Source organism: Oscillibacter sp. (genome assembly GCF_031978065.1).
GTDB lineage: Bacteria > Bacillota > Clostridia > Oscillospirales > Oscillospiraceae > Oscillibacter.
On the sequence record NZ_DALZCH010000047.1, the window covers coordinates 13,978 to 24,311 of the forward strand.

The window sequence follows — 10,334 nt, forward strand, 5'->3', positions numbered from 1 at the left end:
ATCCCTCGGCATTGAAATAGACGCTGTTAGACCCGGTATGGTTAAACACGCCGTCCAAAAGCACGCGAATGCCCCGCTCGGCCGCTCTGGTGCACAGCTTCCGAAAGTCCGCTTCCGTTCCCAGCATGGAATCGATGGCTGTGTAGTCCGCTGTGTCGTATCGATGGTTGGAGGCGGATTCAAACACGGGGCAGAGGTAAAGCGTGGTGACGCCCAACTGTTCCAGATATTCCAGTCGGGAGAAAATACCTTGCAGGGAGCCGCCAAAAAAGTCGTTGTTTCGCACCTCGCCCTGCTGGTCGGGTCGCCAATGGGGCGCGTCATCCCAATTTTTGTGAACCGTACGGTTTCCAACGAGGCCCGCAGGGTCGGGAACGGATAGACGGCAAAACCGGTCGGGGAAAATTTGATAGGTTACGCCGTCACCAAACCACTGGGGTGTAGGGCGAGAAGCGTCGTATACCGTTAGCTGCCAATCAGTGGCGCGTCCGTCGCTGCGATAGCCCGAGGCGTCCAAATCGCAGCCAGAGCCGTCGTCCCGCCAGAAGCGGAAATGATACCAGACCAGCTCCGGCTGCTCCGGCGCGTCATAAGCGAGAGAAAAAAGAACACGATCTCCCGCCGGGCCGCCGGGCAGCAGCTCCCGTTCTTCCTGCACACCGGAAAATTCGAGATGCAAAACCAAAGCGCAGTGAGTAAATTCCTCACGCGCCAGAGGGCGCACGCGAAATAAAATCCGGCCGCCACAGACCGTCGCCCCAAAGGGTTCCTTGCACAGGCTGTGTCTGGGGTCGAAAACATAGGGTTCGCTCATAACGGGCACAGTCCTTTCCAAAAAGTGAAAGTAAAAGCGGCGTAAAAAACGGTCCGGCGGGAATAATCCGGCCGGACCGCATCAAAGAGTTAAGGGAGAAGTTGGTTCTCGCCCAGAATCACGGTGCCGATTTCCTCTTTCGTAAAGTAGGCGTTGAGAATTTCCACGGCGGTGGAGGCCAGCGCCGCGCCAGAGCCGCCCTGTTCAATCACCAGAGCCACAGCAATTTGCGGGTCGTCGAAAGGGGCAAAGCAAACGAATACGCCATTGTTTTTGGTACTTTTGGTAATCTGCGCTGTGCCGGTTTTTGCGCCCGTGTCCACCACGCAGTTGCGGAAGTAGCTGGCGAGGCTTCCCTTGGTGGTCAGGTCGTGCATTCCGTTTTTTACGGCGTCCAGATTTTGGGGTTTGATTTCGACGGTGTTCACCGGGTCCGGCACGCCGGTGTAAATCACGGAGGAGTTGTCATAGGCCTTTACCGACTTGAGAAGGTGAGCCGGATAGTGCTCGCCCCCGCCCACTAAAGTGGCAATGTAGTTGGCAAGCTGAAGCGGGGTGAAGAGGTTGTCGGACTGCCCGATGGCGGCCATGACGGTGTTGCCGCCGTACCACGTCTGGCCCACTGACTCAGAATACTCCGGTCCCGCCAGAATGCCGGGGTCTTCTCCGATTTCAATGCCGGTTTTGCTGCCAAGTCCGAAGGCGGCGGCGTATTCGTCCAGCCGCTCAATTCCTAGACGGTAGCCCATGGTGTAGAAAAAGTAGTTGCAGGAGTTGGTAATGGCCTGGGTAATGTTTTGCAGGCCGTGACCGCTTCGGTTCCAGCACCAAGCGGAAAAGGGATCGGTTCCGGCAATCATGTCGGGATAGTACCAGCGGCCCGTGTCCCGGATTTTCTCCGTCAAAGTCACCACGCCGGATTCCAGCGCGGCAATGGCCGTGCAGGGCTTGAAGGTAGAGCCGGGGGGATAGCGGCCATGGGTGGCCCGGTTATAAAACGGCTCTCCCGGATCGCTGCTGAGCAGCGCATACTCCTGATTGTAGTTGGCAAGGCGGAAGGTGGGGTAAGAGGCCAGCGCCAAAACCTCCCCGGTGCCCACCTCGATCACAGCGGCGCCGGCGCCCCGGGTGGTGTTTCCGTCCTTTTCGTTCATGTTGGTAATGGTGTTTGCCAGCGCCTGCTCTGTGGCTTCCTGAAGATTCAGGTCCAATGTCAGGGCGACGGTGTTTCCCGGCTTAGGCTGGGCGGTATAAAATTCACTGGTAATTTTCCCCTGATCGTTGGAGGAAATCAGACGCGTCCCGTCCTCGCCTCGAAGATATCCCTCAAAGGCCAGTTCCACACCGGACTTTCCAATCCAGTCCTCGCCGCTGTAAATATCGGGGTTGGCGGCCAAATCCTCTGCCTCCACGCGCCCCACGGTGCCCAGCACATGGGCGGCCGCGTCGGTGTCGTATTCCCGGACGGAGGAAGTAAAAACCTTTGCGCCCCGGTAGTTTCCGTCCTTCACCAGAGAAATCAACTCCGTATTCACATCCTCCGCAAAGACATAGGCCGTGGTGTTGACCAGCTTGCGAATCTCCAGCTCATACCGCACGCCCGCCACGGCTCTTGCGTCCGCATCCGCCCAATCCTCCGGAATTTCAAAAAGTGTTCGCATCTGTTTCATCAGCTCGCGCGGCGAGAGGATGGAGGAAAGCAGCTCATTGGTGACGTTTTCCCGGCTCACATTGGTGGACAGAACCTTCAAACTGGACTGCAAAAATTTGGAAAAGCGGTCCCTCTGCACTGTTCCCGCGGTGTCCACGGTGTAGGCGTAGGGCGCGGTTTGGCTCATGGGAAGATTGTCTTTCCACAGAACACCACGCTGCTTGCATAGTTGAATTAGGCGCAGAATGGCTTCGTTTTTGTCATCCTCTTCATTGAGCAGGGACATGTCAAAGGTAAGAGCGTAGGTCTGTCGATTGGAAACCATCACCTGTCCGTTGCGGTCGGTAAGAATGCCCCGGGAGGCCTCCACCGTCTCCGTGCTGGCAATGGTGCGGACAGACTGCTCCCGGTAATAGCTCCCGTTGCTGATCTGCGTGTTGTACATCACGCCCACGTAGGTCAGAAGCACGCAAAGCAGAAAGCCGCTCAAAATATACAGGCGGCGTGTGGAATTGAATTTTGTATCAAGCAAGGGTCTACCTCCAGACAATCGGGCGGGTCCCCGCCCAAAGGGCGCGGGTCCGCAAAGCAAGCATTTGTAAAAATGAGGGGAAAAGCCCGCCACACAAAGCAGGAACTACGGCTTATAAACGAGTGGACTCATTTTCAAGGCACCTGCGCCACACTCGGCGAAACAGAAAATACACCGGCAACGCCCAGGGAAGAGACATGCCCAGTTCCTTGGCGCAGACAATGGCCGTCTGCCCCCAAGCGGGGCGGGAAGCAAACATAAAAATCAGCCCGTGGAATGCGCCGGTGAGAATAAACGCGGCCATAGAAGTCACCAGCGCGCTGAGAAAGCCGGAGGACAGCACGCTTCTGGCCAAAATCCCCGCCAGCAGACCGGCGAGAGGGAAAACCAGTGTGTAGAAGCAAGGAATGGGTGCGGAGATAGTCAAGTCGCAGGCCACGCCCAGAACTAAAGAATAAATCATTCCAGAAACAGGTCCCTCCAGTGTGGAGAGAATTGCGGCAAGAATGGGGTATATAAAGGGAAACACGCCCCAAAGCCGCATATATTGCAGAACCGCTCCTTGCCACGCGCAGCAAAACAGCGTAAGCAGGGCGTACAGCCCCCATTTATGAATGGTTTCCTGTCGGGGAGTCATAAACGCCGCCTTTCAATCCACAATGTCGAAGGATTTGATAATAAAGACCTGCGTCAGGTCGTCAAATTCCGCACTGGGGCGCAAAATGGCATAGGATGTGGCCCCGGAATCGTCGGTTTGGACCTCCTCCACCATGCCGATGACAAGGCCGGAGGGGTAATAGCCGCCAAGACCGGAGGTCACCACCAGATCGCCGTTTAGAAGCTGCGCCCCGGCGGGAAGAAAGTCCAGCCGCAGTCGACTTTGGCTCATCAGCGCAAAGTCTCCCTCGGCCACGCCGATGTCGTCTGTGCGAAAGACCTGCGCGCCCATGGAGGTGTCCGTGTCGACAATGTTCAGCACGGTGCACCAGTTGCTCCCCACCTCGCTGACCACGCCCACCAGATATCCGGTCTCCGTGATCACGCAGTCGTTCTTTTCCACGCCGTGGTCCGTGCCCCGGTTCAGTGTCAGATAGCTGGTCCAGTTGGAGGTGGAGTGCTCTGTGATGGTGGCGGCCTCCAAATCGCTGAGGTCCCGTCGCTGCTCCCGCAGATTCATCAAGCTGCGCAGCCGCTCATTTTCCTCGCTGTCATTCTGGGCCTGACGCACCTCTGCCTCCATTTCGGCAATCCTCTTTTTCAGTTCCTGATTTTCTGCCTTCAGGGCCGAGGTATCCTCATAGTAGTTTTGCTTATCCATCAGCCAGCCCGCGGCGGCAGTGTACGCCGCCCGAAAAGGAGAGGTGATAGTCTGCGCCAGATTCACCAGCGGGGAGGAGGTGGTGCTGAACACGGAGAGCACCGCAAGCACCACGGCGATCACCGCCGTGGCGAATAGGACCCAAAGTCCGTGCCGTTTCAGAAATTCTTTCAAGTCAATGCCCCCGACAAATTCTCAGCAATTCCAAATCAGTTAAAAAAAACGAATACCAAACCGGCCCAGTATGCGGCTAAGCCGCAGAGCGGGAAGACCCATTACGTTGTAAAAGTCGCCCCGGATGCCCTCCACCAAAAGTGCGCCCAAACCTTGAACCCCATAGGCTCCGGCTTTGTCCATCGGCTCGCCGCTGCGGATATAGGCCGCCAGCTCCTCTTGACCGGCAGGGCGGAAAAAGACCTCCGTAGATTCCGACTCCGTCACGGTTTTTCCATTGCCGCAGACGCTTACCCCCGTGCAGACCACATGGCCCCGGCCCTGAAGCAGCGTCAGCATCCGCAGGGCGTCCGCCTCGTCTGTGGGCTTGCCCAAAGGCACGCCGTCCACAAACACCATGGTGTCCGCCGCAATGATAATCTCGTCGGAAGCGGCGACAACCGCAGCCGCATCGCACTTTTTCCGGGAGATGTATTCCACCGTCTCCTGCGAAGTCAGACCGGAGGGAAAGTCTTCCTCCACCTCCGGGGGCCTGATTTCAAACTCGCTCAGCCCCATCAGCCGAAGCAGCTCTTGCCGCCGGGGAGACCCGGAGGCCAATATCATCTTAGACATCCTGCCCTCTCCTTATTCCAAAAGCGGGCAATGCCGCCGGAATATTTCTAATTTTAATAAAAATTACTTCCCCGTGGACCCAAAACCGCCCCGGTTCGGGCCGTCCAGATGTTCTACGGCGGTAAATTCCAGCCGGGGCTGGTGGGCCATCACCCGGAACTGGCAGATGCGTGTGCCCTTTTCCACCGTCACGTCCCGTGTGGCATAGGCGGGAAAGCGCCAAAGATCGTTGTCCCCGCAATAGCTGTTGTCCACCACGCCCATGGAGTTGGTCTGCAAAATGCCATAGTTCTTAAAAGTGGAGCTGCGGGGAACGATGTGGGCTTCGTAGCCCTCCGGCAGGGCGATGGCCACGCCCAGAGAAATCAGGCGAAATTCGCCTGACTTCAGCGTCACCGTCTCCGCCGCCTGTAAATCAATCCAGTCGGACTTTCCATCCACATAGCGCAGAGGCTCCAAATCCTCGCAAAAATAACGGACCTTGATATTCATAAACACTCCAAAATCAATACAGATTGTAAAATAGCTCGGAAGAATTACAGATAGGACTAAAAATTGTTCACTCCACGCCCCGGTCAAACAGGCCGCGGGTAAATTCTGCTGGAGCGTCTCCGCCAGAAAGATAGTCCCGAAAAACCTGAACGCACTCTTCCGGGGACTCCGTGGTAAACCGCAGTCGGGCATACCGCAGGCCAAGGCGTTTCCAGTCGTCCCGGTCTCCCAGATACAAAGGCTTGCAGTTTTGAAGCTCCGTCCGGTGGCCCCAGACGGGAAGAAGGGGGAAGGCCGCGCCCGTTCGGTCCATCAGGGCATAGGGGCGGCGGCAGGAGCAGCCGGTTTCGTTGCGAACAAGGCAGTTTTCCGTAAGCATCAGGGGAAGACGGCCGTAGACAATGGCCTCCGTGGGCAGAAGTTTCGGCATATCCCGAATCTGCGCGCCCCGCAGTTCAAAGGAAACCGCGGCGGATTGAAGGCCCTTGTTTGCCAGATATCCCAGCGCTCGTCCGTTAAAAACGTTTAAACCAAAATCACCATAGAGAGAAAAGCCCTGATTACGGAGCAGGGGCAGATGGCCCAGATTCCCCACCATGGCGGCGGAAACGCCTAGACCTGCCGCCTTTTTCAGTAGCTCCGAAAAATACGGCTCGTCCCCGTCCCGCCAGACACGAGGGACAACGACGCAGTATTCCCCGTCAAATGTCGGCAAAGCGGCCAGCGTTTCAAAAAGCTCCAAGGGAAGATATACTCGCTCCGGGCGCAGAGCCAAAAGCGCGGGTGTAAGCTGCTCCCGGCGGACCAGAGAGCAGGTCAAGGCCGGTTCTCCGGCATAGTCAGCGGCCTTTTCAAGAGAGGGAACGGACAAAACGCGCCGCTTTGGCGGCGCAATTCGTAGCGCGGAAAGATTGGCCAAAGCGTCCCGCCGCAGGGCGTTTACCGTTGCCGCCGACACGGACAGCCCGTCCTCAAGCGTCACCGACACGGCTTCGCACCGATAGGCGGTGCCGCCGGTTTTTTTCAGCCGGGTTTCCAGATCTTCCGCTGTCACCGCCCTGTTTCGCGCTTCCTCGGGGGCGGGGCCGGTGGCCGTGCCCGTCCGGTTCGCGTCGTCCCGGACAGTCAGGGTGCAGGGCTGGTTTTTGCGAAAAACGGCCTCCATAATCACGGGGACCGTCCGCATCCCGCCCTTTTCAACAGCGGCTTTTGCCTGAGCGAACAGCTCCTTCGGCTCCTCCGCGTCGGCAGAGCGCACGCCGAACTGTGCGGGACCGGACAGGCCCCGCCAGTATCCGTCGGTAAAGCCGGAGCGGGAAAAGGCGGACTCCAGCGCGGCGGCTTCTTCCGCCGTGGGGCCACGGTGCTCCCGCAGAAGGAGGGCATAGATACCCGTTACCACCGCCACATACTCAGGGCGCTTCATGCGCCCTTCCAGCTTCAGGCAGGCCACGCCCATTTGGGCCATGTCCTCTAAAAAGCCTGCCAGACAGTTGTCCTTCAGGCTGAGGGGGTAGGCATTTTTTTTCGGATTTCCCAGCAGAGACGGCGGAGATTCCAGTCCGGACACGTCCGGTCCGGATAACTCCGTCAGGGTATAGGGCAAGCGGCAGGGCTGGGCGCACCGGCCCCGGTTTCCCGACCGGCCCCCAATCAGCGCGCTCATGGCACACTGACCCGAATAGCACATGCACAGCGCTCCGTGGACAAAGACCTCAATCTCGGCGGGGCAGCTTTTGTAGATGTTTGCTGTGTCCTCCCGGGAGCATTCCCGGGCGATGACCACCCGCTCGCACCCGTCCGCCGCCGCTTCGCAGGCCCCTCCGGAGGTAAACAGGCTCATCTGGGTGCTGGCGTGGAGCGGAAGGTCCGGCAGAGCGCGGCGCAGCAGGTCAAACAGGCCCAAATCCTGCACAAGCACCGCGTCCACCCCCAGATTGGCGGCGGTTTTTGCGCAGGCGAGGGCGGCGTCCAGTTCCCGGTCGGACACCAGCGTGTTCAGCGTCAGATAGACCTTTACGCCCCGCTCGTGGCAGTATTGCAGAGCCTCAAAAAACTCCTCATCGGAGAAGTTTTTCGCGCTTTGACGGGCATTGAAGCTGCCCCAGCCCAGATACACCGCGTCTGCTCCGCACTCCACTGCGGCGCGAAGGGACTCCGGGGACCCGGCGGGGGAGAGAAGTTCTGGCCGCATCAGCGCCGGGTCCCGTTTCCGCCGGTCTTAGCGTCCAACTTCTGCTGAAGGCGAAAAACCTCCCGCTTCAAATCGGAAACCTCACCTTGGGCGCGGCCCGCCTCATCCGCGTAGTTTTTAATCTCGGAGCGCAGCTTTTCCGCCGCCTCATAGGACTTAAACAGCTCGTCCGCGATGTTGACGGCGGTAAGGACCGCGGCGTCCGTCCGGCCCACCTTGGCGCCGGTGATCAGCTCGTCCATTTTTTTGCACACAAAGGCGCCCACTTTTTCCATGTATTCCGGGGACTCGTCCGCCACAAAATTGTAATCCTCTCCGCAGATCGTCACGGTGACACGGTTATTCATCCTGTGATTCCTCCTCTTTTAAAGCTGCCGCCCGGGCGCGGCATAGTAACCCATTTTTATAAGTCAGCATTATATCATATATGCCCGCAGGATTCCAGCTTTTTTCCACGCTGGAGCAAAGTTTTGGGCTTGTCAGAAGCGCTCAAGTCGTATACAATGGGGAATGTCAAAAAGCCGGGGCGGTTCAGTCTCCGGGAGAACGGGCAATTTCGCGCACCTTGGTGGGCGGCGCTGCCGTAAGACAGAGGGGAGGCGCACCTGATGGCAGGAATTTTAAAGCATTTGGGAGACGAGAGCGTCACCGTTTCCGGGGCCGCGCTGCGTCGCCTTTTAGAGCGGGGAGACGGGGACGCGTCCCTTTTATATCTGGCGCTGCTGCGCCATCAGGGGCTTACCCAGCCCCGGTCCCTTGCGGGAGAGCTGCGCTGGGAGCGGACCCGCATCGAAGCGGCGGAGCTGGTGCTTCGCCAGTTGGAGCTGGTGTCTCTTCCGGCAGCCGAGCTGCCGGAGCCGGCGGACGAGCGGCCGGACTACCGGCAGGAGGACGTGACGGGGGCGCTGGAGGATGACGGGGTGTTTCGCGGCCTTGCCGCCGAGGTGGAGCGGAAGCTGGGGAAAAAACTTTCCACCCCGGACATGGGGACGCTTTTGGGGCTTTACGACTATCTGGGCTTGCCCTCCGACGTGATTTACCTTCTGGTGTGCCACTGTGCGGAGCGCATTCGCCTGCGCTATGGAGAGGGACGCCGTCCCACCCTGCGTCAGATTGAAAAAGAGGGATACGCATGGGCGCGGATGGGACTTGATACCCAAAGCGCGGCGGCCGAGTATCTGAAAAAATACGCCCGGCGGCAGGAGGCTCTGCCCGCCTTTATGCGGGTCCTTCAATTGGGCGACAGAACGCCGGTGGGGGCGGAGGAAAAATACTTGGCCGCATGGCAGGAGTGGGGCTTTTTGCCGGAGACGGTGGCTCTGGCCTATGAAAAGACGGTTTTAAAGTGCCACGAGCTGAAGTGGCCTTACATAAACGGCATCTTGAAGCGCTGGCACGAGGCGGGACTGCACACCCCGGAGCAGGTGGCGGCGGGGGACCGTCCCCGGACGCAGGCCCAGCAGCCCCGGCGGGATCAGCGTCCGCCGGAGGAGGAGATGTTCCGGTATGTGCAGGCGCTGCACCGGGGCAAGGAGTAAGGGGGAAGCGGAATGTCCTACGACGGAAAAATTATGCGCCGGGCATCCGCCCGGTTCGACGCGGACCGCCGCCGCCGGGAGGAGACCTTCCGCAGGCGGCAGGAGCAGACCTATGCCCGCGTACCCCGTCTGAGGGAAATCGACGCGGAGCTGACCTCTACCATGAGCCGCATTATTGTCTCCGCCCTGCGCAAGGGGTCGGATCCCCGTCCGGCAGTGGCGGTGCTGCGGGACGGCAACTTAAGCCTTCAGCAGGAGCGGACGCAGCTTCTTGCGGATTTGGGACTTTCGCCGGACTATCTTGAGTACAAGCCTGCCTGCCCTTTGTGCGGCGACGCGGGGACAAAGGGCGAGGCGGCGTGTGTCTGCCTGAAGCGATACTATGCCCAGGAGCAGCAGGCCGAGCTGTCCCGCTCTCTGGATTTGGCAGGGCAGAGCTTTGATACCTTTTCCATGGATTGGTATGACCAAACCCCGGACTCGGTTTACGGCATCTCCCCCCGGGAGAACATGGAAACGGTATATGAGGTTTGCGCAAACTATGCTCACGCGTTTAAAAAACACGGTGGGAACCTGCTGCTGTACGGCAAGCCGGGACTTGGAAAGACCTTTCTCTCCTCCGCCATCGCGGGAGAGGTCAGCGCCGCGGGCTTTTCGGTGGTGTACGACACTGCGTCCCACGTGTTTTCCCGGTTTGAGGACCGGAAATTTGGCCGGGACGAGGGAGAGGGCGTAGAAGAGGATTTGGAGCGCATTATGCACTGCGACCTCTTGATTCTGGACGATTTGGGGACGGAGATGACCACCTCATTTGTCCAGAGTGCCCTGTATGAAATTGTCAACACTCGGCTGCTGGAACGCCGGTCGGTGATTTTGAATACGAACCTGTCTCCGGAGGAGCTTTCCAGACGGTACGGGGCACAGATTGGATCGAGACTTGAGGGCGAGTATCAGATTCTTCCGTTTTTTGGACGGGATATTCGGCGTTTGAAAAAGGAGCGGGGCT

General features: G+C 58.8%; 10 protein-coding genes. 2 read left to right on the forward strand and 8 right to left on the reverse strand.

The window, feature by feature from the left end; genetic code table 11:
* From RTK01_RS08680 to RTK01_RS08715, 8 genes are all read right to left on the reverse strand, one after another.
* Positions 1 to 814: alpha-amylase family glycosyl hydrolase (locus tag RTK01_RS08680; RefSeq protein WP_312280598.1), on the reverse strand; the 814-nt coding region annotated here is incomplete at its 3' end.
* 89 nt (positions 815 to 903) lie between these two features.
* The gene (locus RTK01_RS08685; RefSeq protein WP_312280599.1) at positions 904 to 2,997 is read right to left on the reverse strand and encodes a penicillin-binding transpeptidase domain-containing protein; all 2,094 of its coding nucleotides are present in this window, start codon (positions 2,995 to 2,997) and stop codon (positions 904 to 906) included.
* Between the two features lie 112 nt (positions 2,998 to 3,109).
* Positions 3,110 to 3,634 carry a hypothetical protein gene (locus tag RTK01_RS08690; RefSeq protein WP_312280600.1) on the reverse strand — a complete coding sequence of 175 codons (525 nt, stop codon included), beginning with the start codon at positions 3,632 to 3,634 and terminating at the stop codon, positions 3,110 to 3,112.
* Between the two features lie 12 nt (positions 3,635 to 3,646).
* Complete coding sequence (gene mreC / locus RTK01_RS08695; RefSeq protein WP_312280601.1) at positions 3,647 to 4,489, reverse strand: rod shape-determining protein MreC; 843 nt, start codon at positions 4,487 to 4,489, stop codon at positions 3,647 to 3,649.
* A gap of 39 nt (positions 4,490 to 4,528) precedes the next feature.
* Positions 4,529 to 5,104, reverse strand: a complete 576-nt coding sequence (locus RTK01_RS08700) for a Maf family protein (RefSeq protein WP_312280602.1) — start codon at positions 5,102 to 5,104, stop codon at positions 4,529 to 4,531.
* A 63-nt stretch (positions 5,105 to 5,167) separates the two neighbouring features.
* Complete coding sequence (locus RTK01_RS08705; RefSeq protein WP_312280603.1) at positions 5,168 to 5,596, reverse strand: dUTP diphosphatase; 429 nt, start codon at positions 5,594 to 5,596, stop codon at positions 5,168 to 5,170.
* A 67-nt stretch (positions 5,597 to 5,663) separates the two neighbouring features.
* Complete coding sequence (locus RTK01_RS08710) at positions 5,664 to 7,790, reverse strand: DUF3656 domain-containing protein (protein ID WP_312280604.1); 2,127 nt, start codon at positions 7,788 to 7,790, stop codon at positions 5,664 to 5,666.
* Positions 7,790 to 8,137, reverse strand: coding sequence for a cell division protein ZapA (locus RTK01_RS08715; RefSeq protein ID WP_312280605.1), 348 nt, complete (start codon positions 8,135 to 8,137; stop codon positions 7,790 to 7,792). Before RTK01_RS08715 ends, RTK01_RS08710 begins: the two co-directional genes overlap by 1 nt.
* A 261-nt stretch (positions 8,138 to 8,398) precedes the next feature.
* Here RTK01_RS08715 and RTK01_RS08720 point away from each other — a divergent pair, with 261 nt between their 5' ends.
* Together RTK01_RS08720 and RTK01_RS08725 are read left to right on the forward strand one after the other, a co-directional pair.
* Positions 8,399 to 9,328, forward strand: coding sequence for a DnaD domain protein (locus RTK01_RS08720; RefSeq protein WP_312280606.1), 930 nt, complete (start codon positions 8,399 to 8,401; stop codon positions 9,326 to 9,328).
* Positions 9,329 to 9,340: 12 nt separating this feature from the next.
* On the forward strand, positions 9,341 to 10,334 hold a 994-nt coding region (locus tag RTK01_RS08725), incomplete at its 3' end, for an ATP-binding protein (protein ID WP_312280607.1).

Excerpts from the sequence above, each read along its gene's own strand:
- RTK01_RS08690 (WP_312280600.1), bottom strand. The coding sequence starts at position 3,634 with ATGACTCCCCGACAGGAAACCATTCATAAATGGGGGCTGTACGCCCTG.
- RTK01_RS08700 (WP_312280602.1), bottom strand. The coding sequence starts at position 5,104 with ATGTCTAAGATGATATTGGCCTCCGGGTCTCCCCGGCGGCAAGAGCTG.
- RTK01_RS08705 (WP_312280603.1), bottom strand. The coding sequence starts at position 5,596 with ATGAATATCAAGGTCCGTTATTTTTGCGAGGATTTGGAGCCTCTGCGC.
- RTK01_RS08710 (WP_312280604.1), bottom strand. The coding sequence starts at position 7,790 with ATGCGGCCAGAACTTCTCTCCCCCGCCGGGTCCCCGGAGTCCCTTCGC.
- RTK01_RS08715 (WP_312280605.1), bottom strand. The coding sequence starts at position 8,137 with ATGAATAACCGTGTCACCGTGACGATCTGCGGAGAGGATTACAATTTT.
- RTK01_RS08720 (WP_312280606.1), top strand. The coding sequence starts at position 8,399 with ATGGCAGGAATTTTAAAGCATTTGGGAGACGAGAGCGTCACCGTTTCC.